Origin of the sequence: Bilophila wadsworthia ATCC 49260 (genome assembly GCF_000701705.1) — a bacterium.
Classification (GTDB): Bacteria; Desulfobacterota; Desulfovibrionia; order Desulfovibrionales; family Desulfovibrionaceae; genus Bilophila; species Bilophila wadsworthia.
In genome coordinates this window covers 1-24,732 of the sequence record NZ_JNJP01000056.1, presented here as the reverse complement: position 1 = coordinate 24,732, position 24,732 = coordinate 1, and the positions used below count along the sequence as shown (strand labels likewise).

Below are 24,732 nucleotides of genomic sequence, written 5' to 3'. Positions count from 1 at the left end.
AGAAAGGGCCTCCTCCCTTCCCCCACACCCCCATCCCTCCACCCCAAAGACTTCCATCTTTATCGAATCCCTGCTTACGGTTTACCCTGATGATGGAGAAACGGCGCTGGATGGCGAGTCTGAAAAGGCAAAAAGGACCGGCTTATGTCAAGCCGGTCCTTTTTTATGTAAGAACGTAATCCGTTGTTTTCAGGTTTAGGGAATGGAGGGAAAAGCGTGGGGGAACTCCCCCTTTCTTCAGAAACGTTTTCCCTCCCTTCCCCAATCGCTTTTACTTCTTTTCAAACACGAGCGGGAGGACGTCGTCGATGCTGTCCACGGTGTGGACGACGATCTTGCGGCGGAGCTCCTGCGGGATTTCTTCCAGATCCTTCTGGTTCTTGGCGGGGAGGATGACGTGGCCGATGCCGCGCGCAACCCCGGCGAGCACCTTTTCCTTGATGCCGCCCACGGGCAGGACGCGCCCGCGCAGGGTGATTTCGCCCGTCATGCAGATGTCGCCGCGCACGGTCTTTCCGGTCAGCGCGGAGATGAGCGCCGTCACCAGCGTAACCCCGGCTGAGGGGCCATCCTTGGGGGTGGCCCCGGCGGGCACATGGATATGGATGTCCGTGTGCTCGGCGAAGTCGGGCGCAATGCCGAGCTCGTCGGCCTTGGCGCGGGCATAGGTCAATGCGGCTTGCGCGCTTTCCTTCATTACGTCCCCAAGCTGGCCCGTCAGCGTGAGCCCGCCCTTGCCCTTGATCGCGGAAACCTCGATGTAGAGGATTTCGCCGCCGGCGGGCGTCCACGCGAGGCCAAGGGCCACGCCGGGGATGAGCTTACGTTCGGCTTCGTCGTCGATAAAGATCGGCGCGCCGAGGAGCCTGGGAAGCCCGGCTGCCGTCACACGGAATGGAGGCTTGCTTCCTTCCGCTTTCCGCCGTGCGATCTTGCGGCAGACGGTCCCGATTTCGCGCTCAAGGTTACGCAGGCCCGCCTCACGGGTGTACTCGCGGATGATGCGGTTCATCGCCGCATCGGGCAAGGTCAGTTCGCGGTCCTTCAACCCGTTTTCGTGCATTTCCTTGGGAAGGATGTACTTGCGGGCAATGGCCAGCTTTTCCTGCTGCGTATAGCCGGGCAGGGAAATGATCTCCAGACGGTCGCGGAGCGGGCCGGGGATGTTCTCCAGATGGTTCGCCGTGCAGATGAACAGCACCTTGGAGAGATCGAACGGTACGTTCAGGTAATGATCGCTGAAGTTGAAGTTCTGTTCCGGATCCAGGGCTTCCAGGAGAGCCGAAGACGGATCGCCCCGGAAGTCGTTGCCGAGCTTGTCGATTTCATCGAGGATGATGACCGGGTTGCGGGTCCCGGCCTGCTTCATCGCCTGAATGATGCGGCCCGGCATGGCTCCGATGTACGTGCGCCGATGCCCGCGGATTTCTGCCTCGTCGCGCATTCCGCCGAGGGAGATGCGCTGGAACTTGCGCCCCAATGCCCTTGCGATGGAGCGGCCGAGCGAGGTCTTGCCCACGCCGGGAGGGCCCGCAAAGCAGAGGATGGGCCCCTTGGAGTCGGGATTGAGCTTGCGGACGCTGAGGTATTCAAGGATGCGGTCCTTGATCTTGGTCAGCCCGTAGTGATCCTCGTCCAGCACGTCTTTGGCCTTGACGATATCAAGCTGATCCTTGGACATCTTTTTCCACGGCAATTCCGCCAGCCAGTCGAGATAGGTGCGTACGACGCTGGCTTCCGCCGAGTCGCCGTGCATCGTGGCGAGCCGCTTGAGCTGCTTGTCGGCTTCTTTGCGCACGTCGGCGGGAAGCCCGGCCTTTTCGATGGCCTTGGTGATGTCTTCCAGTTCCTCGTCGGCGTCGGGGCCGTCGCCCAATTCCTTGCGGATGGCCTTGAGCTGTTCGCGCAGGTAATATTCCTTCTGCGCCTTGTCCATGCCTTCGCGGGCCGAGGTCTGGATCTTGATCTGCATGGTCGCCACTTCGGACTCATGCACCAGATGCGTGATGATGAGGCGCAGGCGATCCATCGGATCGATGCACTGGAGGATTTCCTGCGCTTCCTCCATCTTGAGCCGCAGGTTGGCGGCGATGAGATCGGAAAGGCGTCCGGGTTCGTTCACATTGCTGAGGACGCCCATGATGTCCCCGGTGGGGATGCCGCGCAGGGACAGGATACGCTCGCACTGTTCGCGCGCGAAGCGGATAAGCGCTTCCTGTTCCGATTCGGGCGCGACGGCTTCCGGCTCGGGCATAAGCTCAACGTTGGCGGACAGGTAGGGGCCGCTCTCGTTCAGGTCGACGAGGCGGGCGCGCGATACCCCCTGCACCAGCGCCTTGATGCGCCCGTCGGGCATCTTGAGCAGACGCAGGATGAGCGCTACGGAGCCGACCGGGTAGAGATCGTCCGCTTTGGGGTTGTCCACCTGCCCGTCTTTTTGGGCGCAGAGGAAAATATGGCGACCGTGCGTCGCGGCGGCTTCCACGGCCTGCACGGACTGTTCGCGCCCCACGAACAGGGGCACGATCATATAGTTGAAGACCACCACGTCCCGGAGGGGAAGCAAGGGCATGGTGGATGGGATTTCCTGCAGTTCCGGCGTAACGTCTTCAGAGGCATCCATCTGCTCGTCTTGTATTTGGGCGGGGACACGGCGCCGGGCCGGCCTCCGCCGACGGCGGGCGGGAGTTTCCTCTTTTTTTTCGTCGTTGTCGTTATCAGAATCAAACGTCATGGCTGTATCCTCAAAAGGTAGTACGGTGGAGAACCCGTGGTTCAGAGCAGTCCGTCCTCTCGTATGCTGTAACAGGCGCCGTCGCCTACGATGAGGTGATCGAGCAGGCGCAGCCCCATGCTGGTGGCGATGCGCTGGATGTTCCTCGTCATCTCAATGTCCTCGGGCGAAGCCTTCGGCGTCCCTCCGGGATGGTTGTGCACCAGAAAGAAGCCGCTTGCCTTGCACTGGAGCACCCGCTCCAAAATGTCCCTCGGATAACACGGAACCATGCCTACCGTCCCCCGCGCCAGCCGCTCCCAAGTGAGCAGGCGGTTTTGGGCATCGACGGTAGCTGTCCAGAGTTCCTCGTGGGGAGAACCGGACAGCCGGGGGATCACCATTTGCGCCACGTCGCGGGGCGTACACAAAACTTTCCGTTCCCGCATCGGCGCTTCGGCGTAGCGCGCCATCATTTCCCGAAGCAGGAGCCGAAGGGCCGCGACACCTTCACCCACGCCGCCCACTTGCTGCATCTCGGCGGGCAATGCGTCCAACACGCCGCGGATACTCCCGAACCGGGAGAGCAATTCTTTGGCGAGCGGTTTGGTATCCCGCCGCAAAAGCGCATAGCCCAGCAAGAGTTCCAATATTTCATAATCGGCAAGCGCGGTGCTGTCTTTGAGAAGACGCTCGCGCAGCCGGGCACGATGTCCGGCGTAGTGGGGTGTATCAGTTGACATAATAAGCAGTCCTGCGGGGTAAGCAAGGGGAAAAGCCCGGATGATCCATGAGAAATGAAAAAGAACGTCAGCGGGGGGAACGGCGTTGCGCGGGCGTGAAAAGCAGCGTCAGATCGCCCATGAGGGCATCCAGCGCCTGGCTGGGGGAGCGCCTTCCCGATTTGACGGAAAGTTCGGCGGTGTGCATGGCGTCCCAGAGCTTGGCGAGCCCGGCGGCGCCGAGGCGGGAGGCCGTCTGCTGTTTGGCCTGCTGATCGGACGGGCCCATGCGGACCTGTTCCCCGGCAAGGATTTGCCAGAGCTGGCGTGCCTCGCGCTGGAGCATGGCGAGCAGATAGAAAAGCGGTTCCTCGCCCTTGGCTTGTTCCTCAAGGATGCTTTTCCAGACGGAAGCGGTCTGCCCCGCCTGAAGCTGGCGCAGGAACGCGAATACGTTGAATTCGGTCGTCGGGCTGACGCTGCGGGCTTGTTCCTGCGTCAGCGGTTTTCCGCCCGCCAGCAGCTGGAGCTTGCTCAGTTCCGCGTCCACGGCGGCGGCGTCAGGGAGGAGCGTTTCGGCGAGAATGTCCACGCAGCCCGGTTCCAAATCCAGCCCCAGCGCCTTGGAACGTATCTGGATGTGGCGGCGGAGCGAGCGGGGCTCCAGCCCGGGGGAACGCCAGATCCACCCCTTGGCATCGGCAAAGGTAAAGCAGGGCAGTTTGGCGATATGCGCGGGGATTTTGGGCTGCCCCTTCTCCCACGCGACCTCAAGGCAAAACAGGGGCCATGTTTGAGGATTGGGGCGGGAGAGCGCGGCGGAAAGGCGTTTCCAGACATCGGCGGTCAGGGCGTGGGCATTGCGCATCACCAGAACCCGCGACGTGGAAAAAAGCCCCTGGAGCGTGAGGATCTCCCAGAATTTGGGCGGCAGTTCGTCGTCGCCCCAGAAAACATGCCGCTCCCGTCCCGCATCGGGATGGGCACCAAGAAGCTCCTCCACCTGCTGGCGGAGGAGCTTCCCGTCTGGGCATATGCAAAAGCTGAAACCCGGTCGTGTCGTCATAGGCGAAAGCGACGGCCTTGTCCCGTCAGGTCAGAAACGTTGCTGCAAGGCGTCCATGCAACGGCGCACGGCCATCTCGAGGATGGACTTGATGGCCGATTCCTCGTTGGCATTCTCATAGTTTTCCTCGTAAAAGATGCTTCCCGAACGCCAGACTTCCGTATTGGTCTTTCCATCATAGACGATGAATTCTATGCTGATGGTAGCCGTATACAGTTGCGAGGCGCTTCTGTACTGGCCGTAGCTGCGGACCTTGAAACTGGGGATACGCACGGTCAGGGTATAGTCAGCCTGTCCGTCATCCACCCACTTCGCCAGGTTCCGGGCGTTGATGTCGTCCCGTACCAGCGAGCGGACCTGATAGGTCAGCCACGGGTAGAGCGAGGTCTGTTCCACGCTTTTGATTTTGAGCGTCTTGGAACCGTTGCCGAGCACGCTGTTTTCGGACAGGGAGCCTTCCTGACCGCGCCAGACATAGCCGCACCCGGTCAGCATCAGGCAGACGAGGAGTCCGCTCAGCAGTCCCGCCGCAAGCCTGTACAGGCGTCCATACCCTGCATGTGCCGAAGCCGGATGCGGTCTGTTCATCAGTTGGCCACCACGTTGACGAGTTTGCCGGGAATGACCACAACCTTGCGGACCGTGAGCCCTTCGAGGTGGCGGACGATGTTCTGTTCGGTAAGGGCGAGCTGTTCCACCTCTTCCTTGGAAGCGGAGGCGGGTACTTCGATCTTGCCGCGCAGCTTGCCGTTGATCTGGATGACCACGGTGAGCACGTCGCGCTGCAAGGCGTCTTCCTTCCATACCGGCCAGGGCTCCTGATCGATGCTCCGGGCATGGCCGAGGTCTTCCCACAATTCCTCGCACACGTGCGGGGTGATGGGGGCCAGAAGCGTCAGCACGGTCGCCATGGCGGAGGACAGTACCTTACGGCCTTCTTCCGTCGTGGCGAGTTCGTCCTTGGCGAGGTACAGCGCGTTGACCAGTTCCATGATCGCCGCAATAGCGGTGTTGAACTGATAACGGTTGCCGATGTCCTCACCGGCTTTCTTGACGGTGAGGTGTTCCTTGAGGCGGACTTCCTTGGCTGCCGCAGTCGTCGCGTCGGCGGCGGTGGAGGAGCAGGCCCCCACGGGAGACAGGACTTCGCAGGTATCGGCGTACAGGCGCCAGATACGGTTGAGGAAACGGGAAGCCCCTTCAATGCCGGTATCGCTCCAGTCGAAGTCGCGTTCCGGCGGCGCGGCGAACAGGCAGAACAGGCGGACGGTGTCCGCGCCGTACTTGGCTATCATTTCCGTGGGATCGACGGTGTTGCCCTTGGACTTGGACATCTTGCTGCCGTCCTTCAGAACCATGCCCTGCGTGAGCAGGTTGGCGAAAGGCTCGTCGATCTCCTTGGGGAAGTAGCCGAGATCGCGCAGCACCTTGGTGAAGAAGCGGGCATAGAGCAGATGCAGGATGGCGTGCTCCACGCCGCCGATGTACTGGTCCACGGACAGCCAGTAGCGCAGGGCTTCCATGTCGAAGGGAGCCTTGTCGTTGCGGGCGTCGGTATAGCGGGCGAAGTACCACGAGGATTCAACAAAGGTGTCCATCGTGTCGGTTTCGCGCTTGGCCGCACCGCCGCACTTCGGGCAGGTGCAGTTGTAGAATTCGGGCGTGTGGGGCAGGGGAGACTTGCCGTCCGTGTGCGTCTGCACGTCCAGCGGCAGGCGGACCGGGAGCTGGTCTTCGGGCACGGGAACCATGCCGCACGTGTCGCAATAGACCACCGGGATGGGCGCACCCCAGTAACGCTGGCGGGAAATATTCCAGTCGCGGAGGCGCCAGTTGGTGGTGCGCTTGCCCTTGCCGGACGCTTCCAGCGCGTCGGCGATGGCCTTCTTGGCGTCTTCGTTGGGCAGGCCGTCGAATTCGCCGGAGTTCACGAGCACGCCGGGAGCGGTATAGGCTTCGGTCAGATTTTCGGGAGTGAGCGGCGCTTCGCCTTCGGGCTGGATAACCACGATGCGCTCCATGCCGTACTTCTTGGAGAAGTCGAAGTCGCGCTGGTCGTGGGCGGGCACGGCCATAACCGCGCCGGTGCCGTATTCGGCAAGGACGAAGTTGCCGAGCCAGATCGGAACCTGACGGCCCGTGAAGGGGTTGAGGCAGTAGGAGCCGGTGAAGACGCCTTCTTTTTCGAGGCTGTCGGACTGGCGGTCGATGCGGTCCATGTTGTGGGTCCGCTCGATAAAGGCGCGGGCTTCAGCTTCGTTGGGCTTGCCGCTGATGAGCGACTCGACGAGCGGATGCTCGGGGGCCAGCGTCATGAACGTCACGCCGAACACCGTGTCGGGGCGGGTGGTGAACACCTTGATGTCGCCTTCGCCGGATTCCAGCGGGAACGTGATCTCCGCGCCCACGGACTTGCCGATCCAGTTGCGCTGCATACTGAGCACGCGGTCAGGCCAGCCGCCCTCGAGCTTGGAGAGGTCGGCGAGCAGTTCGTCGGCGTAATCCGTGATCTTGAGGAACCACTGGGTGAGTTCCTTCTGGACGACGGGCGTGTCGCAGCGCCAGCACAGGCCGTCGACGACCTGTTCGTTGGCGAGCACGGTATTGCAGTGCGGGCACCAGTTCTGAGAGGCTTTCTTGCGGTAGACGAGGCCCTTTTCCAGCCAGCGCAGGAAGAAAAGCTGCTCCCATCGGTAGTAGGGCTCATCGCAGGTGGCGACTTCACGGTCCCAGTCATAGGAATAACCGAGGCGCTTCAACTGGGCGCGCATGTTGTCGATATTGGCGTGCGTCCAGACGCTCGGATGGATGTTATGCTTGATGGCGGCGTTTTCGGCGGGCAGGCCGAAGGCGTCCCATCCCATGGGATGCATGACGTTGAATCCCTGCATACGCTTGAAACGCGCCACTACGTCGCCGATGGAGTAGTTACGTACATGGCCCATGTGCAGGTTTCCCGAAGGATAGGGAAACATTTCCAGCACATAGTATTTTTTTTTGTCCTTGTCGACATGACAGGCGTAGGTCTTTTCGTTTTCCCAGCGGGACTGCCATTTGGTTTCGATGGCCGCCGGGTCATAGCGCTTAGGCTTGCTCATGACTGATCCTTATTGCTGTATAATCGGGGGCCGGATCGACTCCGGCCCGCCTTGGCGTCAAACCCCGCCAATCTATCAGGCGTCGGCCTTGCCCGCAACTGTGAGCGTACCGGCTTCCTGAGCCTTGATCGCCGCGTCGAGGATGCCGTTGATGAAGCTCTTGGCCTTGGCGTCGCCGAAACGGGTGGACAGTTCAAGCGCCTCGTTGATGGCGACCTTGGGCGGGACGTCAGCCCGGTACAGCATTTCGAAAACGGCGAGACGGAGCAGGGTCAGCTCGATCTTGCCGAGCCGATCCACGCGCCAGTTCTGCGAGAAGCGTTCGATGACGCTGTCGAGATTTTTGACGTTGGACCAGACGCCCTCCACCAGTTCCCACGCGAAGCCGTACAGCTTTTCCTCGCGGGTTTCGGCGTTTTCGTCCATGTCCGCATCCGTGGGATCGGGCATTTCGAGGAACGCGGTGCGGACATCCCCGAGGGTGGTCGAGGGAGAGAACTGCAGGCTGTACAACACCTGAAACGCGCGTGAACGCGCGGCGCGGCGGGCATGGGGTCTGTTTTTGGACATGAAATGGCCTCGTGCAAAAGTGATGGAATGCCGGAAAAACGAACTTCCGGGAGCTTCCCGGAAGACAGCGCGGCAGCGGAGAAAAAAACGCCGCCGACAAAACATTGGGGAACCGGGCTCTGTCCGTTGCGGCAGGGAGCCGCTCCGTACCCGCCGGGGCATGTCCCCGGATCCGGAGGGAACCGTTCCGGCTGTGGATGGCTCCCACAGCCTACCGGGGGCTTGCCGCTTTGTTACGGACTGCAACGCCCGGTGTTTTTTCGGAAGAGGGCCCCATGCAGCGAAACACTCGCCGCACGGCCTCCCCGCCAAGCAAAATGATCGCGGAGGGAAAGCGCGGGAGGCGTTTTTATGAGCGCCTCCCGCGTACCGTCCTAAATCTGTTGCAATACGCGGACGGTCTCAAGGACGGCGGAGGCGGCTTCAACGCCCTTGTTTCCGGCCTTGGTGCCCGCGCGTTCGATGGCCTGCTCGATGTTGTCCGTGGTCAACAGGCCGAAGCCCACCGGCACGCCGCTTTCGAGAGACACATGGGCAAGGCCCTTGGTGGCTTCGGCCGCCACGAAATCAAAATGAGGCGTCCCGCCCCGGATGACGGCGCCGACGGCGACGATGCCGTCGTATTTGCCGGAGGCCGCCAGCTTCTTGCAGGCGAGGGGCATTTCGAAGGCGCCGGGAACGCGGACGATGGTCAGGTTTTCCTCTGATCCGCCATGGCGGATCAGATAGTCCACCGCGCCGCCGACGAGCCGGTCCACAATGAAATCGTTGAAACGTGTCGCAAGGATGGCGAATTTGAGATCCGCCGCGTTGAGATGCCCGTCGATGGTCTTGATCTGGTTCATGGGAGCCTCGTCTGTATGGGGTAAGGCGCCGCATCTCGGGATGCGGCGCGCCGTTCGTTACTTACGGTCGCCGGAAACGTGGAGCATGTGCCCCATCTTTTCCTGCTTGGTGCGCATATATTCTTCGTTGGTGGCGCAGCAACCCACCTCAATGGGCTCACGGCCGACGATTTCGATCCCGTAGCCTTCCAGACCGACGATCTTGCGCGGGTTGTTGGTCATGATGCGGAGCTTGCGGATGCCCAGATCAAGGAGGATCTGCGCGCCGACGCCGTAATCGCGGAGGTCCGCCTTGAAGCCGAGCTTTTCGTTGGCTTCAACGGTGTCGTAGCCCTGATCCTGAAGGGCATAGGCCTTCAGCTTGTTGGCGAGGCCAATGCCCCGGCCTTCCTGACGCATGTAGATGACCGCGCCCCGGCCTTCCTTTTCGATGCGGGTCAGCGCGGCGGCAAGCTGGTTGCCGCAGTCGCAGCGCAGGGAACCGAACGCGTCGCCGGTCAGGCATTCGCTGTGCACGCGCACGAGCACGGGATCGGGGCCGCCCTTTTCGGACACGTCGCCCTTGACGATGGCGACATGGGTATCGGCGCTGATATCGTTTTCATAGGCGATCATCGTGAAGTTGCCGTAGCGTGAGGGGAGCTTGGTTTCGGCCACGCGGCGCACGCCGAGCTGGCCGTGCCGCAGATGGTAACGGATGAGGTCGCGCACAGCGGCGATCTTGAGGTTGTGCTCTTCGGCGAATTTCTCCAGATCGGGCATACGGGCCATCGTCCCGTCGTCTTTCATGATTTCGCAGATGACGGCGGCGGGTTTCAATCCGGCGAGCACGGCGAGGTCCACGCTGCCTTCCGTCTGTCCGGCGCGGGTGAGCACGCCGCCGGGCTGGGCACGGAGCGGGAACACATGGCCGGGCGTCACCAGATCCTCGGGGCGGACGTCGTCGGCCACGGCGGCGAGGATGGTGCGGGCGCGGTCGGCCGCCGAAATGCCGGTGGTCACGCCGTTGCGGGCTTCGATGGACACCGTGAAGTTGGTGCCGAATTTGGAGCCGTTACGCTGCGTCATGAGCGGGAGATCCAGCTTGTCCACGAGGCTGGGGCCGAGCGGAAGGCAGATGAGGCCGCGGGCGTATTTCGCCATGAAATTGATGGCCTCGGGCGTCACATGCTCGGCGGCGATGGTGATGTCACCCTCGTTTTCCCGATCTTCGTCGTCGACAAGAATGATCATCCGGCCCTGCCGGATATCCTCCACCGCTTCTTCAACACTGCAAATAGCCATAATAGAGAGTCCTCAGCTTCGTTGATCCTCAAAAAAAGCCGTTTTCGCGCAGGAATTCAACCGACAGTTTCCCTGCTTTCGCCTCCTCGGAGGCGAGGCCGAGGTGGGGAGCCACCATGTGGCGGACATACTTGCCGATGACGTCGGTTTCCATATTGATACGCGTGCCCGGAGCCCATTCGGCCACCGTCGTTGCCCGCCATGTTTCGGGGATGACGTTGACTTCCAGAAAGTCCGGTCCGCAATCATTCACTGTCAGGCTGATGCCGTCAAGTGCCACTGAGCCCTTCCCGATGACTTCCGCTCCGAAAGAAGCGGGAAAACCGATGCGGATGCGCCGCGACTCGCCTTCCCGCCGCACGGACAGGATTTCAGCCACACAGTCCACATGCCCGCTGACGATATGCCCGCCGAGGCGATCGCCCACGGCAAGCGCCCGTTCAAGGTTGACCTTGGCTCCGGGTTTCAGCAGGCCGAGAGCCGTGCGCTGCATGGTTTCAGCGGACGCATAGGCGGAAAAAAGGCTCGGACCAGACGTTTCTACTGTAAGACACGTTCCGTTGACGGCAATGGATTCGCCCAAAATAATGTCCGCGAGGTCGTAAAGCGCCTGAATCCGAAACCGGGTCTCGTGCCCACGGGATTCCACCGCCAGCACTTTCCCCTGACCGTTGATTATGCCTGTGAACATGCGCGCACCGGCCTGAATATGAGGTGTCCGTCCTCTCCACAGGGCTCCATGCGGACCAGCCGCAGTGAGAGCGCCTCGTCCAGTTCAAGGGGCGTGCGTCCGTCGAACAGCGGGCGCGCGTCGTTGTCCCCAAGCACTTTCGGCGCGATGTGGAGATGAAATTCGTCGACGAGCCCGGCTTCCAGCAACGAGAGGCCAAGGCGCCCTCCGCCTTCGCACAGCACGTAGGGGCAGCCCGCTTCCTGACGCAGGTATTCAAGGATCTGTACAAGATCCTCGCCGCTTTTCCAGCGGTCAAGGCCTCGGATGCGGACGCCGCGCTCGCGGAGCTGGGCTGCGCGGGGCGTGGCGGCTCCGGACGCCGTGGTGAAGAAAATCGTCTCCGTGGGGCGTTCCTTGAACAGCAGCAGGGAATCGGGCGCGGGCACGCGCGAGGAAATGGACACGGCCAGCGGCTGGCGTTCGACCGGATCATCAAGCCTTGCGGTCAGCAAGGGATTATCGGTATGGAGCGTGTTGCCGCCGACGAGGATCGCGCCTCCGGCCCGTCCCACGTTGGCGCGGAGTTCGTGCACCTGATGGCGGGCCGTTTCTCCGGTGATCCAGCGGGAATGCCCGGTACGGGTGGCGATGCGGCCGTCCAGCGTCATGGCGAGTTTCAGCATGACGTAGGGGCGTTTCGTGGTCTGCCAGATCAGAAAATCGGCGACCAGATCCCGGCACAGCTCCTCGCATACGCCCGCTTCCACTTCAACGCCCGCTTCGGCAAGGCGTTCCATGCCGCCCGCCGCCTTGGGGTTGGGATCGCGCAGGCCGATGACCACGTGGCGGATGCCCGCCGCGATCACCGCTTCCGTGCAGGGCGGGGTTTGCCCTTGATGGTTGCAGGGCTCCAGCGTGACGACCAGGGTGCAGGCCGAGGGATCGACGCCTTTGGCTTCGGCGTCCTTGAGGCACTCCACTTCCGCATGGCTCTTGCCGTAAGCGGTATGCCAGCCTCTGGCAACGACAACACCGTCACGGACAAGTACGGCGCCCACCGTCGGATTGGGAGCGGCGGACCAGCGGCCGCGCTCCGCGAGTTCGGCGGCTTCCCGCATGAACGATTCGTACGGGTGGCTCATGCGCCTTCTCCCGAGGGGCCCGTATGCCCGCAGCCATCCGGCGTGGGGCGCAGGGGGAGGAGTTCGAGCGTGATGTCCGCTTCGTTCAGCATCTGCATGGCCAGTTCGTCCGGGTAGCCCGATGCGTACCAGATTTTGGTGATGCCGCAGTTGATGAGCATTTTCGAGCAGATGAGGCAAGGCTGATGCGTGCAGTAGACTTCGGCCCCGGCGAGGGAAATGCCGTGCACCGCCGCCTGGATGATGACGTTCTGTTCCGCGTGGAGGCCCCGGCAGATTTCATGCCGCTGGCCGGAAGGCACGCCGAGCTGTTCGCGTAGGCAACCGATATCGAGGCAATGCGCTACCTTGGACGGTGCGCCGTTATAGCCGGTGGCGAGGATGCGTTTGTCCTTGACGGCTACGGCCCCGACCCTGCGGCGCAGGCAGGTCGAGCGCTCCGCCACGAGGTGGGCGATGTTCATGAAGTAGTCGGGCCAAGCGACGCGGGACATAGCGGTATCCTTCTGTAAAATGAAAGAGCGGGGGATGGGGAGAGCCTCCGGTGGCAAGGGGCCGCGGCCCCTTGACCCCGCCCGGGGCGCGAGCCGCGCCCCGGACCCCGGCGAAAACGGAGACGCCACGAGAGGGGGCGCCTATCAGCTCTTCAAACGGCAACGCCGTTTGAAGAGCTTTTAAGAAGCAAGTAACAGCTTATACTCCCTTCGGAAACGGCGCGTATCCGTTACCGAGGGGGCCGGGGGGAATCATTCCCCCCGGGCAGGTCCGGACGGCAGCCCGGCGGGTGCGGGGCAGAGCCCTGCAAGTCTACCAGGCGAACAGCGGGAACTGGCGCGCGAACACGGCCACTTCCTTGCTGATCTCGGCGAGACGGGTTTCGTTGCCGGCGTTGGCGATGGCGGCGTCGATCCAGCCCGCCACCTTAACCATGTCCTGCTCGCGGAAACCGCGGGTCGTGAGCGCGGGCGTTCCGATGCGGATGCCGGAGGTCACGAACGGGGAACGGGTCTCGAAAGGCACGGTGTTCTTGTTCACGGTGATGCCGGCGGCGTCGAGGGCGTGCTCGGCGTCCTTGCCGGTGATGTCCTTGCTGGTCAGGTCGACGAGCAGCAGATGGTTGTCCGTGCCGCCGGAGACGAGGTTGAACTTGGCGTTCTTGAGCTCTTCGCCCAACGTCACGGTGTTCCTGAGCACCTGCGCCTGATAGTCCTTGAAGCGGGGACGCAGGGCTTCGCCGAAGGCCACGGCCTTGGCAGCGACGATGTGCATGAGCGGGCCGCCCTGAATGCCGGGGAAGATCTGGCTGTTGAGCGTCTTGCCGAAGGATTCGTCGGACAGGATCATGCCGCCGCGAGGACCGCGCAGGGTCTTGTGGGTCGTGGTCGTGGTGACGTGGGCGTGCCCGATGGGGGTGGGATGGAGCCCGGCGGCAACGAGGCCGGCGATATGGGCCATGTCCACGAACAGCTTGGCATCCACCTCGTCGGCGATGGCGCGGAACTTGGCGAAGTCGATGGTACGGGGATAGGCGCTGGCGCCCGCCACGATGACCGTGGGACGGTGCTCATGGGCGAGGCGGCGCACTTCTTCATAGTTGATGAGGCAGGTGTCCTTGTCCACGCCGTAGGAAACCACGTTGAACAGGCGGCCGGAGAAGTTCACCGGGCTGCCGTGCGTCAGGTGGCCGCCGTGGGACAGGTTCATGCCCAGAATGGTATCGCCTGGTTTGGCCAGCGCGAAGTAGGAAGCCATGTTCGCCTGGCTGCCGGAGTGGGGCTGCACGTTGACGTAGTCGCAGCCGAACAGCTGCTTGGCGCGCTCGATGGCAAGGTTTTCGGCGATGTCGACGAATTCGCAGCCGCCGTAGTACCGCTTGCCCGGATAACCTTCGGCGTACTTATGCGTGAAAACGCTTCCCTGCGCTTCCCGAACGGCGGAAGAGACGAAGTTTTCGGAGGCGATGAGCTCCAGCTTGCTCATCTGCCGATCGCTTTCCAGCAGGAAAGCGCGTGCCAGTTCGGGATCTTCAAGAAGAATATGGTCCATTGGACGCTCCGATGAGAGTTTAGAGATGCAACCGCGTGGTTCCCCTGAAAAGGGAGTTACGCCGTGAATTTCTTGAACAGGATGCTGCCGTTCGTACCGCCGAAACCGAAGGAGTTCGAGAGCGCGTACTGCGGATCAAGCTTCTTGGCACCGTCGGTCATGCAGTTGAGGTCGCATTCCGGATCGGGCGTCTCATAGTTGATCGTGCCGGGGACATAGCCGGTATGCAGGGCAAGCACGGAGAACACGGCCTCCACGCCGCCTGCGGCCCCAAGCAGGTGGCCGGTCTGGGACTTGGTCGCGGAGATGGCAATCTGGTAGGCGCGTTCGCCGAAGACCTGCTTGACGGCGCCGGTTTCGCAGATGTCGCCGAGATGGGTCGAGGTGGCGTGCGCGTTGATGTGGTCCACCACGTCGGGGCTGACGCCCGCGTCGGCGATGGCGCGCTGCATGGCGGCGATCATGCCTTCCCCGTCGTCGCGGGGAGCTGTCATGTGGAAGGCGTCGTCGGACGAGCCCGCGCCTATGATTTCGGCGTAGATGGTCGCGCCGCGCGCCTGAGCGTGCTCGAGGCTTTCCAGCATGAGCAGGCCCGCGCCTTCACCCATGACAAAGCCGTCGCGGTCCTTGTCAAAGGGGCGGGAAGCCTTTTCGGGATCGTCGTTGTGCGCCGTGGAGAGCGCCTTCAGCGCGGTAAAGCCGGAAATGCCCATGGGCGTGACGGTCGCTTCCACGCCGCCGGAGATGCAGGCGTCGCAACGGCCCATGACGATCTCGGTATAGGCCGCGCCGATGGCGTGCGTGCCCGAAGCGCAGGCGCTGGTGAGCACCATGTTCGCGCCCTTGGCACCCGTGGCGATGGCAAGCTGGCCCGGGGCCATGTTGGAGATCAGCATGGGGATCATGAAGGGGGAAACCTTGCCCGGCCCGGCCTCGACGAGGCGGGAGTGGAACACTTCGATGGTGTGCAGGCCGCCGAGCCCCACGCCGAGGATGACGCTGACCCGACCGGCGTTGTCGTCATTGATGACGAGGCCGGAATGCTCCACCAGCATGTTGCCCGCGGCGACGGCGAACTGGACGAAGCGGTCCATACGGCGAGCCTGTTTGGCGGGAACGCCGTAGGCTTCAGGATCGAACCCTTTGACTTCGCCGGCAATGCGGGAATCAAAGCCGGAGGCGTCAAAGAGGGTGATGGGCCCGATGCCCGACTTCCCCGCAAGAAGATTATCCCAGGTTTCGGTGACGTTGCCGCCGAGCGGCGTCAGCGCAGAGAGACCGGTTACAACAACGCGTTTGCGGCTCATAATTCCCTCATGAAGCAAAAAGTGGTCGAGCGCCTTATGATTTGAATCACAAGACGCCCGGTAGAATACTCTGGCGCAACAGGAACGGAAGGAACAACGCCCGCGCGGGCCGCCGTCTCCGCTCTCGTTTCCCGTGCTTCGAACAAAACGAGGCTTAGTTCGTGTGGTTCTGCACGTAGGAGATGGCGTCCTTGACCTTCAGGATCTTCTGGGCGTCGTCGTCGGCGATTTCCACGTCAAAGGCTTCTTCCATGGCCATGATGAGTTCGGTGAGGTCGAGGGAGTCGGCACCGAGGTCTTCAACGAAAGAGGCTTCGGGCTTCACTTCTTCGGCGGTCACGCCAAGCTGTTCCATGATGATCTTTTTGACCTGTTCTTCAACGGACATGGGGGAATCCTCCCGGTTTTGTTCTTTTTGTGTTGCAGTGGGGCATAATGCCCCGTTCCTTGTGTCGACGCTTCCGCGAAACGGAATCCGCCGGTTCGCGCCGCAAACGCGGCGCGGCGATTAACAGTACATTCCGCCGTTGACGGCGATAACCTGTCCTGTAATATATCCGGCTCCCGGCGAAGCCAGAAAAGCTACGGCATCAGCGATGTCCTGAGGCGTTCCCAGACGTTTCAAGGGGATGGCATCAATATAGGCGGCGCGGACGTCATCGGGCAGGCTGGCGGTCATATCGGTTTCCACGAAACCGGGGGCGACCGCGTTGACGGTGACGTTACGACCGGCCAGCTCCTTGGCCGCGGACTTGGTCAGGCCGATGAGGCCCGCCTTGGCGGAAGCGTAATTGATCTGCCCTGCATTGCCCATCTGTCCGACCACGGAGCTGATATTGATGATCCGCCCGTGACGCTGGCGGGTCATGATCTTGGCGGCCTCGCGGACACAGACGAATGCGCCGCGCAGGTTGGTCTGGATGACGCGGTCAAAATCTTCGTCTTTCATGCGCAACATCAGGCCATCTTTGGTGATGCCCGCGTTGTTGACCAGCACGTCCAACTCGACCTGATCCTTGATACGCTCTTTGAAGAACGCCGCGACCGCTTCGGCGTCGGCGACGTCAAGGCGAAAGGCACAGGCTTTTCCGCCCGCCGCCACAATGTTCCGGGCCACGGCTTCAGCTTCATCAGCCTTGCTGACATAGGTGAGATACACCTGATATCCGGCCTTCGCCAGCGTCTCCGCAATAGCCTTGCCGATACCTCTGGAGCCGCCGGTCACGAGGGCGGTGGAAAGTTGTTCGCTCATGTCTCTCACCTTGATGCTGTATTCAGCTGTTTGTAGCTCAAAAGAAATCAGAATTCAACACGGATGCCGGCCGGAAAAGCGGCTAGAACTCCAGCAATGCGGCTCCCCACGTGAAGCCTCCGCCGAAGGCGCTCAACAAGACGCGAGACCCCGGGCGGATGCGGCCCTGCGCGCAGGCGTCGCCGATACCCAGCGGAATGGATGCCGCCGACGTGTTGCCGTATTCATCAAGGTTGACGAATATTTTTTCGCTTCCAAGCTTGAGGCGGTCTCCCACGGCTTCGATGATGCGGAGGTTTGCCTGATGCGGAATGAACAGGTCGATGTCTTCGAGCGTCAGACCGTTGTCCTCCAGCAGTTCGGAGCAGACGGCGGAAAGGCTGCGCACAGCCTGCTTGAAGACTTCACGCCCCTGCATCTGGAGGTAAAAATCGTCCTGAACCGGATCGCCGGGCTTGTAGTTGCGGTTCGTCCCGCCGCCGACGGTAAGCAGGGGATATTGCCGCCCGTCCGCACCGCACCGGACATCCCGGAGGCGGGGGGCCGAGGGCAGGCACCGCTTGGGCGTCCCGGCGTCGCCGTTCGTCAGCACGGCGGCCGCGGCGCCGTCGCCGAACAGGATGCAGGTCGTGCGGTCTTCCCAATTCAGGCGGCGGGTAAAGGCTTCCGAGCCCACGAGCAGGACTTTGGCCCCGGGCTTTCCGGCAAGGATGCTGTTCGCCACGTCCAGGCCGTAAACGAAGCCGGTGCAGGCCGCGTTGAGGTCGAACGCCATCGCCCCGTGCGAGCCGATTTTGCCGCTGATGATGCAGGCCGTGCTCGGGCACAGGTAGTCGGGCGTACACGTCGCCGTCAGAACATGCGTGATGTCTTCAGCCGCGATGCCGGCATCTTCAAGAGCTTTAAGCGCCGCTTCCGTGCCCGCGTCGGAGCCGTTTTCGTCGTCCGCCAGCATGTGCCGGGCCTTGATCCCGGTCCTGCTGACGATCCATTCGTCGTTGGTGTCCACCAGCGACATCAAGTCGACGTTCGTGATCCGCTTGGTCGGAACATACGTCCCCAAGCCTTGAATATGGATTGCTGTCATGCGGTGTCCGTGCGTTTGTGAGGAGGGCTAACAGGAACGGCCGAAACGGGTCAGTTCCTCATTGGCGCAGATGGTTTCCATCAGGCGCTTGTTGGTCTCTTTCTCGACGAACAGGGTCGCCATGCGGGTAGCGTTGCAAATGGCCTTGGCATTGGAACGGCCGTGGCAGACGATGGAGATGTTCTGAAGGCCGAGCAAGGGGGCTCCGCCGTATTCGGCGTAGTCCACCACTTTGGCGAAGCGTCTGAACGCGGACTTGGCCAGCAGGCTGCCGAGCTTGGGCAGGAAGCCGGAATTGAGCAGTTCGCGCTTGAGCACGCGGCTCAGGGACAGGCCCAACCCTTCGCTGAGCTTCAGGGCCACGTTGCCGACGAAACCGTCGCAGACGGCCACGTCCATTTCGCCTGTGAAGAGATCGCGCCCTTCGATATTGCCGCTGAAATTGAGGTTCTGAGCCATTTTGAACAGCTCGTACGCCTCTTTCACCTGGCTGTTGCCCTTGCCTTCCTCTTCGCCGATGCTGAGAAGGCCCACGCGGGGGGATTCCTTATTGAGGATGTCCCGGGCGAAGGCGTCGCCCATCAGGCCGAACTGAAAGATGTTGTAGGGCTTGCAATCGACGGTGGCACCCACGTCCAGCAGGACGACGGGTTCCTTTTCCGTGGGGAGGAGCGACGCGAGGGCGGGGCGTTCCACGCCGGGGATGCGGCCCATGATGAACATGCCGCACGCGACGGAGGCTCCGGAGTGACCCGCGCTGACAACGCCTTGGGCCGCGCCGTCGCGCACAAGGCGGCAGGCGACCTGGATGGAGGCGTTCTTCTTCCGGCGCAGGATGTCCGAAGGCTTTTCGTCCATGCCCGCGACTTCGGGGGCATGGACGATTTCCAGATCCACCCCCGAGGGGGAGAGTCTGTTCAGTTCGCCGTCAAGTGTAGCCTCGTTCCCGACAAGGAGAATTTTGGCTCCGGTCTGGCGGGCGGCCTCAATCGCTCCGGGGACGACCACGGAAGGACCGAGATCGCCTCCCATGGCGTCGACGGCGATAACGGTCTTATTGCTGCTCATCGGCGGTCTTCTGCTCGACGACCTGACGACCGCGGTAGGTGCCGCAGCTGGGGCAGGCAGCGTGGGGAACCGTGGGGGCTCCGCAGGTGCAGTACACAACGGTGGGGGTGGCCACGCGATCGTGGGACCGGCGCATACCCTTCTTGGAATGAGACTTCTTATTTTGCTGTACGGCCATGACGGCACTCCTTAGGATTCGGCATGGTGCCGAGGGTTTGGCTCTGTCGCCTGTTGATGCGGCTCCGGATGGCATAGCCCAATACGCCCGGAGACACAAGGTTCGGCGGCAAAATCTAGTTCTTTTTCACTTTCAGACCCCGGAGGGCCGCAAGACGGGGATCGCCTTCGTCCCGCACGCAGGAGCAAGAACCTTCGTTAAGGTTTTTCCCGCAGTCGGGGCACAACCCCTTGCAATCAGGCTTGCACAGAGGACGTACCGGAAGGGCGAGCACAAACTCTTCCCAGAGCAGGCCGGCCAGATTGATCTCCGGCGCGCCGTCCACCAGCTTGACGATGAGCTCGTCGGCCTCGCTGTCGAACGGCTTTTCTTTGCCGTTGCGCGGCTCCGTCTCGTCGTCCGCCTGTGGGAACGGCTCGAAGCTGTCGAAACTGCTGTCGATGATCAGGTGGGCGTCTTCGGCGCAACGGTTACAGGGAACGACGACCTCTCCCTTCAGGTTGCCGCGTACAAGGCAGCCGTCTTCCTGGGGAAGAAGCGTAACCGTGCCCACAAGAGGCTGGACGACGCGGCAATCCATACCGCATTCCGTCATGGGGACCGACCAGATGGCCGGATCGTCCATAACGAACGTCTTTCCTTCAGGGGCGATGTTGTTCAGTGCAATCCGTAGTTCAGCCATGATAACCTCGTGAACGGGACTCCTTACACGGTTGATCGGCTTGTGTCAAGACTATGAGAGCGTTCATGATGGGGAAAGCGAAGGAGGCCGCCCCACGGGAAAACGTTCCCGTCCGGAGGTTCTGGTGTGGCTTCCAATCCCTTGAAATATCCCTCAGGACGCACGGGAGACCGCGTGTTTTTTTGAAAGGTGATGAAAAACGGGGGAAAGCCGCGGCCAGCCCGCTGGCGTTTGAGGGAATGAGATTGAAAGGTACGCTGATTGCCAGGCCGGGGAAATGATTCCTCCGGCAGGCCGGAATCCGTCCATCGGGCACCCATGAAGAGGCTGTGCCCGGTGGACATTTTCCCGGGTTCCGCGGGAAACGGGCGGCTGCCTTGCCGCCCGAAAAGGCTTCCCTACCCGCGGGCCCGCTTGAAGCCTTCGGCGGAGCGGGCGATGACCTCGTCCTCGACGCAGAACGCCAGGCGGAAGTGGCCGGGGCCGCCGAAACCGGAACCGGGCACGGCGAGGATGCGTTCGTCAAGGAGCTTGTTGACGAAGGCCACGTCGTCGCCGCCGGGAGCCTTCGGGAAGAAATAAAACGCGCCTTTGGGCATCTGGAATTCATAGCCCGCGTCGGAGAGGACGTTGCCCATCATTTCGCGGCGGCGGGCATAAATGTTCACGTCCACCTGCGATCCGAGCGCGCCCGCCATGATATGCTGGCCCACGACCGGGGGGTTCACAAAGCCGAGGATACGGTTGGCGAGCGTCAGGCCGCCCATGAGTTCGGCGCGTTCGGCGAAGAGCGGGGACAGGGCGATGAAGCCGACGCGTTCACCGGCGAGGCACAGGTTCTTGGAGAAGGAGCTTGCCAGAACGGCGTAGGGGTACATGGGCAGCAGGCTCGGCACTTCCACGCCGTCGAAGGCCAGAAAACGGTACGGTTCGTCGACCACGAGATAGAGCGGGCGGCCATTGCGTTCGGAGGCCTTGGCGAGGATGGCGGTCAGGCCTTCGAGCTCTTCGCGGGAATAGACGGTCCCGGTGGGGTTGTGGGGCGAGTTGATAATCATGGCGCGGGTCTTGGGCGTGATGGCCGCCTCAATGGCGGGCAGATCAAGCCCGAAGGTGCCCGGCAAGGTCGGGACCTTCTTGAGCGTACCGCCGTGGTTGCCCACATAGGAGCCGTATTCCACGAAATAGGGGGTCACGGTGAGCACTTCGTCGCCGGGTTCCAGAACGGTCCTGAAGATCACGTTGAGCGCGCCTGCGGCCCCGCAGGTCAGGATGACGTCGTTGGCCGTGAGCTCTACTCCCTGTTCCTTGGAAAGGTGGGCGGCGAGCTTTTCGCGGGCCCAGCCGAACCCGTTGTTCGGCATGTAGCCGAGGCTGAACGGTTCGTCCACGTGCTTGACGAATTCGGCCAGCGCCTTGCCAACGGCGGGCGGGGGAGCGAGATCCGGGTTCCCGAGGCTGAAATCGCATACGGCGTCGTCGCCATACTTCTGCTTGAGCTGGATGCCGGCTTCGAACATGCGACGGATCCAGGAGCCGTTTTTGATGGAAGAACTCATCTGGGTGCTGATGATGCTCATGGCTGCTCCGTGTCTCATGACCTGAGAGAAAGTGTTGCGGAGGGTGCAGCGGTCGGGCTGCGTTGTGCGGCGTGGGCCTGACGGATGAAAACAATGCCGCGAATTTTTTTATATACCCCATCAAAGGCCGCTATGCCAAGGGGCATGAGAGGTGCTTCCTGTTTTTGTGTCGGAAAGCACAAACTCTTTTCGCTGGCGAGAAGGCCGTGCGCGCGGGTGAGCAGCCGTCTTTTTTCGAAATCAGGGGTGGAATTTTTTTTGCATTTCTGATAGGTAAACTATGTAAAACCCATGAGCGTGTATGGCGTGTATGAACAGAGGCGACCTTGCTCCGCGGGCAGGGGCTTGGTCCACAAAGCCGGAAAGAGAGTTCAACCATGTCTTTGTTATGGAAAGAAGCGTTCACCCTCGGCGATTTTTCTTGGTCGAACACCAACTCTTTTTCTGATATCATCGAAATTACGGATCTTGAAGCGCTCAAACATTTTCTTGATGCGGTACACGTCAAGTTCTGCCTGCTCAAACCGTGGTGCGAAACGGAAAACTATCCGCTGGTCGACTCGCGTGATCTTCTGCCGTCTTTCGAGGCGGAATTGTGGGAATACAAGGGGCTTCCCGGTTTTTCCATGGTGGCGTTCGCCCGGCCTCTGGAAAGTTTCAGCGAAATTTTCCAATATGACATCCTCCATCCGGTCCTCAGCGCGGTAAACACGGCGGAAGGCGCCTCCTGCCCTTTGGAAACGCACGTCATCGCCCGCAACGTCCAGATGTTCCTGAGCCGTCTGCCCAAAAAACTCCAGGATCCTTTCCGTGATCAATTCCGGCGCGTGGATACCGCCGTGCTTGATTATTACCCCGCGCTGATGCCGTACCTGCTGGCGATGGATAGGGCCCACGTGTTCGCCACGGACGTCTACGGGCACTACCACCTCGCGGGGCTTTTCGCTTCATTCCCGTCCGACATGGACGGCGAGATCAAGCGGTTCGGGCTGCGCACCGGCAAGTTCAAGATCGGCGACAACGAAATGTATGAACGCAACCGTACGTTTGTCTGCCAGTTTTTGATGGAACTGTATGGTTTTCCCATTTCCTCGGAACGCCGGACCTCGGCGGCGCTTTTTTCCCGGCGTCTGCACAAGCTCGGCGAGCGGTTCTTGGTGCGCGTGCTCGGGCAGTCCGACCGGACGATCACGACCATCTGGAACAATGGAGAGAACCGGCCCTACCCGCGTGTTGAAAAAATCGCCCTTGTGAAGCTCGACCCTGAGCAGAAGGATTTGATCCGGGCGTGCGAGGAGGGCGGTTTTTTCGTGGACGCCGAAAAACGCGTGGTGATCATCCGCATTTCCTACAAGCAGCACCGTTACAATGCGGACAACGTGCGGCAGGACCGTGCCCTTTCCGTCGAGCGGCAGGAGCTGATCCACCCGCTTACGGGACGTGTGATGCCGGACGTGAATGTGGTCAAGGATACCAGCACCATGATTCTGCGCCTCAACGACATTGTACGCGGCGAGTATGTGGGCCGTGCGGTCTACAAGCGCAATGAACTGGTGGAGAATACGGATACGGACGAAAAGCGCCTCAAGTTCCTGTTCGCGTGGTTGTCCAAGAATCAGCGCCGCATCATCGGGTACAGCGAAGAGTTTTACAACAATACCACCAAGGTACTGGACGCCTACCTCAAAAATCCGGAAAACCAAGAGGCGTTCGCGCTCCTGCACGATCTCAAGCAGGAAGTGATGAGCAAATACGCCTATATCCGTCAGGCGCGCACAGTGCGCTATCTTGAGGATATCGTTGCCCGGAACTACAAGGGGGAACGGCTGACCTACGGCCGTATGCTGCTCGAAGCGATCGAGCTGCTGCGGGATCTCAAATTCGAACTCGGCAACTATTTTGAACCGCTGATGCTGAGCGTGCTCCATTATATGGAAATGATATTGGACGACCGCTACCTGCTCCGGCGCTACATTAATTGCCCGGACGACAAGCTGAGCAAGGGCGGCGTGGAGATACGCAAGAACTATCGGCGGCTTGTCAGCCTCAGGGACGAATTCGAGTCGGTCCGCAAGTCCCGCCAAAAGCCTGTTACAGAAGGGTAACAGGGTATTCGGAGAGCAGGGGCGCTTCCCAAAAGGGAGCGTCTCTTTTGAAGGGGCATTTGACAATCGCCTTCGCCGATGCGAGTTTCCCCGTGGCGCCATATCGGTTCCCGGTATGCGTATCGCGGACTTTTTTTGAAGGAAAACATAATGGCAGAGAACGAAATCCCCGAACCGCCGGACTGGTCCGATGCGCGCACGTTTTTTCTGGAGCCCGATCTGTGGCATGAGCCCTATGAGCTGGATGCCTCGGAGAGCCATCATCTGACCCGCGTGCTGCGCATCCGCGAGGGTGAGGATGTACGCGTTTTGGACGGCAGGGGGCGCGAGGGGCGTTTCAGGGTTTTGTCCTACAAGAAGAACGCCAAGGCCGTGGCCCTGCGGCTTCTCGACGAGTGGACGTATCCCGAACCGGAATCGAAGGTCATCCTTGCGGCGGGCTGGACAAAAGCCGCGCGCCGGGGCTGGATTCTGGAAAAGGCCGTGGAGTTTGAAGCCAGCGGGATCTGGTTGTGGCAGGCTGAGCGGAGCCAGTTCCCCGTGCCCTCGGACATCAAGGGGTCATGGCAAGGCCAGCTTGCCGCCGGAGCCAAGCAGTGCCGCAATCCGTGGCTGCCCGAGTTGCGGACCATGCCCGGCGGCGTGGACGAACTCATCGCGTTGGCCGAGGAGCTTGGCTGTGAGCATCGGCACGTGCTTGTCGAGAGCGGGCACAAGTCGGTCATGTCGCTGACTCCGGATACGCTGGGGCAGCCCGGCAGGACTCTTTGCGTGGTCGGTCCCGAAGGCGGCTTTACGGCGCAGGAAGTGGAGAAGCTCACCCGTGCGGGGTTCCTGCCCGCGACGCTTGGCGAGCGCGTTTTACGTTGGGAGACCGCCGCCGTGTTGTGTCTCGGCCTTCATTGGTGGAAGCGCCAGCTTGGCGGGAAGTAGGCAGGAAGACCGGGGGAGGAAACTTTCTGGAGAAAGTTTCCTCCCCCGGACCCCCACCTTCAAAGACTTTTGACCTTATCGAATCCCTGACTTCAGCTTTCCTGTATTGTTGGGAAGAGCCTCTTTAAAAAAGAGGCTCTTCTCTTTTTATGGGCTTCAGCTTGTTGAGGGCGCGAGGCGGTCGAAACAATAAACTACCCGCTATGCGGGTGGTTATTATTTTTGTTGTCATTGGGTAACGGGAAGGCAGTGGGATGCTCGTCAACTCAAACAGCCGAAAATTTCCGCACGTTCTGCAATAAGGGATTCGATAAGGTCAAATCCTTGACGTGATCCCCCGGCTAAGCCGGGGGGCTCCTGCAGTTTGACAATTCCCTAAAA

22 protein-coding genes are annotated in these 24,732 nt (G+C 61.4%); 2 read left to right on the top strand and 20 right to left on the bottom strand.

From position 1 onward, the window contains the following. Window positions 1–271 precede the first annotated feature (271 nt). From lon to T370_RS0115665, 20 genes are all read right to left on the bottom strand, one after another. On the bottom strand, window positions 272–2,623 hold the full coding sequence (lon, locus tag T370_RS0115770; RefSeq protein ID WP_227328169.1) for an endopeptidase La: 2,352 nt from the start codon (window positions 2,621–2,623) through the stop codon (window positions 272–274). Window positions 2,624–2,775: 152 nt separating this feature from the next. After that, a complete protein-coding gene (locus tag T370_RS0115765) occupies window positions 2,776–3,456 on the bottom strand; it encodes a JAB domain-containing protein (RefSeq protein ID WP_029436276.1) in 681 nt (226 codons plus the stop codon). Window positions 3,457–3,523: 67 nt separating this feature from the next. Next, complete coding sequence (gene holA, locus T370_RS0115760) at window positions 3,524–4,501, bottom strand: DNA polymerase III subunit delta (RefSeq protein WP_005025779.1); 978 nt, start codon at window positions 4,499–4,501, stop codon at window positions 3,524–3,526. Window positions 4,502–4,531: 30 nt separating this feature from the next. Continuing rightward, a complete protein-coding gene (gene lptE / locus T370_RS0115755; RefSeq protein ID WP_029436275.1) occupies window positions 4,532–5,089 on the bottom strand; it encodes an LPS assembly lipoprotein LptE in 558 nt (185 codons plus the stop codon). Beyond that, window positions 5,089–7,599: a leucine--tRNA ligase gene (gene leuS / locus T370_RS0115750; protein ID WP_009369166.1), complete on the bottom strand. Its 2,511-nt coding sequence runs from the start codon at window positions 7,597–7,599 to the stop codon at window positions 5,089–5,091. The genes lptE and leuS overlap by 1 nt, the downstream gene beginning before the upstream one ends. 75 nt (window positions 7,600–7,674) lie before the next feature. Next, complete coding sequence (gene nusB, locus T370_RS0115745; RefSeq protein ID WP_016360757.1) at window positions 7,675–8,169, bottom strand: transcription antitermination factor NusB; 495 nt, start codon at window positions 8,167–8,169, stop codon at window positions 7,675–7,677. A 374-nt stretch (window positions 8,170–8,543) separates the two neighbouring features. Beyond that, window positions 8,544–9,014: a 6,7-dimethyl-8-ribityllumazine synthase gene (gene ribH / locus T370_RS0115740; protein ID WP_005025785.1), complete on the bottom strand. Its 471-nt coding sequence runs from the start codon at window positions 9,012–9,014 to the stop codon at window positions 8,544–8,546. Window positions 9,015–9,071: 57 nt separating this feature from the next. Further along, on the bottom strand, window positions 9,072–10,298 hold the full coding sequence (locus tag T370_RS0115735; protein ID WP_005025788.1) for a bifunctional 3,4-dihydroxy-2-butanone-4-phosphate synthase/GTP cyclohydrolase II: 1,227 nt from the start codon (window positions 10,296–10,298) through the stop codon (window positions 9,072–9,074). Window positions 10,299–10,326: 28 nt separating this feature from the next. Beyond that, window positions 10,327–10,989, bottom strand: a complete 663-nt coding sequence (locus T370_RS0115730; RefSeq protein WP_005025791.1) for a riboflavin synthase — start codon at window positions 10,987–10,989, stop codon at window positions 10,327–10,329. Continuing rightward, window positions 10,974–12,113: a bifunctional diaminohydroxyphosphoribosylaminopyrimidine deaminase/5-amino-6-(5-phosphoribosylamino)uracil reductase RibD gene (gene ribD / locus T370_RS0115725; RefSeq protein WP_029436274.1), complete on the bottom strand. Its 1,140-nt coding sequence runs from the start codon at window positions 12,111–12,113 to the stop codon at window positions 10,974–10,976. Before ribD ends, T370_RS0115730 begins: the two co-directional genes overlap by 16 nt. Next, complete coding sequence (locus T370_RS0115720) at window positions 12,110–12,607, bottom strand: deoxycytidylate deaminase (protein WP_005025794.1); 498 nt, start codon at window positions 12,605–12,607, stop codon at window positions 12,110–12,112. The genes ribD and T370_RS0115720 overlap by 4 nt, the downstream gene beginning before the upstream one ends. Before the next feature lie 313 nt (window positions 12,608–12,920). Continuing rightward, the gene (gene glyA / locus T370_RS0115710; protein WP_029436273.1) at window positions 12,921–14,159 is read right to left on the bottom strand and encodes a serine hydroxymethyltransferase; all 1,239 of its coding nucleotides are present in this window, start codon (window positions 14,157–14,159) and stop codon (window positions 12,921–12,923) included. 56 nt (window positions 14,160–14,215) lie between these two features. After that, window positions 14,216–15,466 (bottom strand): beta-ketoacyl-ACP synthase II, encoded by a 1,251-nt coding sequence (gene fabF, locus T370_RS0115705; protein WP_005025798.1) that lies wholly within the window; start codon window positions 15,464–15,466, stop codon window positions 14,216–14,218. Window positions 15,467–15,620: 154 nt separating this feature from the next. After that, window positions 15,621–15,854: an acyl carrier protein gene (acpP, locus tag T370_RS0115700; protein WP_005025799.1), complete on the bottom strand. Its 234-nt coding sequence runs from the start codon at window positions 15,852–15,854 to the stop codon at window positions 15,621–15,623. A gap of 120 nt (window positions 15,855–15,974) precedes the next feature. Then, entirely contained in the window at window positions 15,975–16,718 is a 744-nt protein-coding gene (fabG, locus tag T370_RS0115695; protein WP_005025804.1) for a 3-oxoacyl-[acyl-carrier-protein] reductase, read from the bottom strand. Between the two features lie 82 nt (window positions 16,719–16,800). Beyond that, window positions 16,801–17,805, bottom strand: a complete 1,005-nt coding sequence (locus tag T370_RS0115690) for a beta-ketoacyl-ACP synthase III (RefSeq protein ID WP_029436272.1) — start codon at window positions 17,803–17,805, stop codon at window positions 16,801–16,803. A 27-nt stretch (window positions 17,806–17,832) separates the two neighbouring features. Continuing rightward, complete coding sequence (gene plsX, locus T370_RS0115685) at window positions 17,833–18,873, bottom strand: phosphate acyltransferase PlsX (protein WP_005025808.1); 1,041 nt, start codon at window positions 18,871–18,873, stop codon at window positions 17,833–17,835. Continuing rightward, window positions 18,860–19,051, bottom strand: coding sequence for a 50S ribosomal protein L32 (rpmF, locus tag T370_RS0115680; RefSeq protein WP_005025810.1), 192 nt, complete (start codon window positions 19,049–19,051; stop codon window positions 18,860–18,862). Before rpmF ends, plsX begins: the two co-directional genes overlap by 14 nt. Window positions 19,052–19,166: 115 nt before the next feature. Beyond that, window positions 19,167–19,733: a YceD family protein gene (locus T370_RS0115675; RefSeq protein ID WP_005025812.1), complete on the bottom strand. Its 567-nt coding sequence runs from the start codon at window positions 19,731–19,733 to the stop codon at window positions 19,167–19,169. A 398-nt stretch (window positions 19,734–20,131) separates the two neighbouring features. Beyond that, window positions 20,132–21,313, bottom strand: coding sequence for a pyridoxal phosphate-dependent aminotransferase (locus tag T370_RS0115665; RefSeq protein ID WP_005025813.1), 1,182 nt, complete (start codon window positions 21,311–21,313; stop codon window positions 20,132–20,134). 377 nt (window positions 21,314–21,690) lie between these two features. On the opposite strand from T370_RS0115665, the gene T370_RS0115660 reads away from it, so the two are divergent. Both T370_RS0115660 and T370_RS0115655 read left to right on the top strand, forming a co-directional pair. Further along, complete coding sequence (locus tag T370_RS0115660) at window positions 21,691–23,418, top strand: hypothetical protein (protein ID WP_029436270.1); 1,728 nt, start codon at window positions 21,691–21,693, stop codon at window positions 23,416–23,418. Between the two features lie 150 nt (window positions 23,419–23,568). Next, entirely contained in the window at window positions 23,569–24,351 is a 783-nt protein-coding gene (locus T370_RS0115655) for a 16S rRNA (uracil(1498)-N(3))-methyltransferase (protein WP_029436269.1), read from the top strand. Window positions 24,352–24,732 lie beyond the last annotated feature (381 nt).

Bases quoted from the DNA above. Each gene is read 5' to 3' on its own strand.
- lon (WP_227328169.1), bottom strand. From the start codon at position 2,623: ATGGATGCCTCTGAAGACGTTACGCCGGAACTGCAGGAAATCCCATCC.
- T370_RS0115765 (WP_029436276.1), bottom strand. From the start codon at position 3,456: ATGTCAACTGATACACCCCACTACGCCGGACATCGTGCCCGGCTGCGC.
- holA (WP_005025779.1), bottom strand. From the start codon at position 4,501: ATGACGACACGACCGGGTTTCAGCTTTTGCATATGCCCAGACGGGAAG.
- lptE (WP_029436275.1), bottom strand. From the start codon at position 5,089: ATGAACAGACCGCATCCGGCTTCGGCACATGCAGGGTATGGACGCCTG.
- leuS (WP_009369166.1), bottom strand. From the start codon at position 7,599: ATGAGCAAGCCTAAGCGCTATGACCCGGCGGCCATCGAAACCAAATGG.
- nusB (WP_016360757.1), bottom strand. From the start codon at position 8,169: ATGTCCAAAAACAGACCCCATGCCCGCCGCGCCGCGCGTTCACGCGCG.
- ribH (WP_005025785.1), bottom strand. From the start codon at position 9,014: ATGAACCAGATCAAGACCATCGACGGGCATCTCAACGCGGCGGATCTC.
- T370_RS0115735 (WP_005025788.1), bottom strand. From the start codon at position 10,298: ATGGCTATTTGCAGTGTTGAAGAAGCGGTGGAGGATATCCGGCAGGGC.
- T370_RS0115730 (WP_005025791.1), bottom strand. From the start codon at position 10,989: ATGTTCACAGGCATAATCAACGGTCAGGGGAAAGTGCTGGCGGTGGAA.
- ribD (WP_029436274.1), bottom strand. From the start codon at position 12,113: ATGAGCCACCCGTACGAATCGTTCATGCGGGAAGCCGCCGAACTCGCG.
- T370_RS0115720 (WP_005025794.1), bottom strand. From the start codon at position 12,607: ATGTCCCGCGTCGCTTGGCCCGACTACTTCATGAACATCGCCCACCTC.
- glyA (WP_029436273.1), bottom strand. From the start codon at position 14,159: ATGGACCATATTCTTCTTGAAGATCCCGAACTGGCACGCGCTTTCCTG.
- fabF (WP_005025798.1), bottom strand. From the start codon at position 15,466: ATGAGCCGCAAACGCGTTGTTGTAACCGGTCTCTCTGCGCTGACGCCG.
- acpP (WP_005025799.1), bottom strand. From the start codon at position 15,854: ATGTCCGTTGAAGAACAGGTCAAAAAGATCATCATGGAACAGCTTGGC.
- fabG (WP_005025804.1), bottom strand. From the start codon at position 16,718: ATGAGCGAACAACTTTCCACCGCCCTCGTGACCGGCGGCTCCAGAGGT.
- T370_RS0115690 (WP_029436272.1), bottom strand. From the start codon at position 17,805: ATGACAGCAATCCATATTCAAGGCTTGGGGACGTATGTTCCGACCAAG.
- plsX (WP_005025808.1), bottom strand. From the start codon at position 18,873: ATGAGCAGCAATAAGACCGTTATCGCCGTCGACGCCATGGGAGGCGAT.
- rpmF (WP_005025810.1), bottom strand. From the start codon at position 19,051: ATGGCCGTACAGCAAAATAAGAAGTCTCATTCCAAGAAGGGTATGCGC.
- T370_RS0115675 (WP_005025812.1), bottom strand. From the start codon at position 19,733: ATGGCTGAACTACGGATTGCACTGAACAACATCGCCCCTGAAGGAAAG.
- T370_RS0115665 (WP_005025813.1), bottom strand. From the start codon at position 21,313: ATGAGCATCATCAGCACCCAGATGAGTTCTTCCATCAAAAACGGCTCC.
- T370_RS0115660 (WP_029436270.1), top strand. From the start codon at position 21,691: ATGTCTTTGTTATGGAAAGAAGCGTTCACCCTCGGCGATTTTTCTTGG.
- T370_RS0115655 (WP_029436269.1), top strand. From the start codon at position 23,569: ATGGCAGAGAACGAAATCCCCGAACCGCCGGACTGGTCCGATGCGCGC.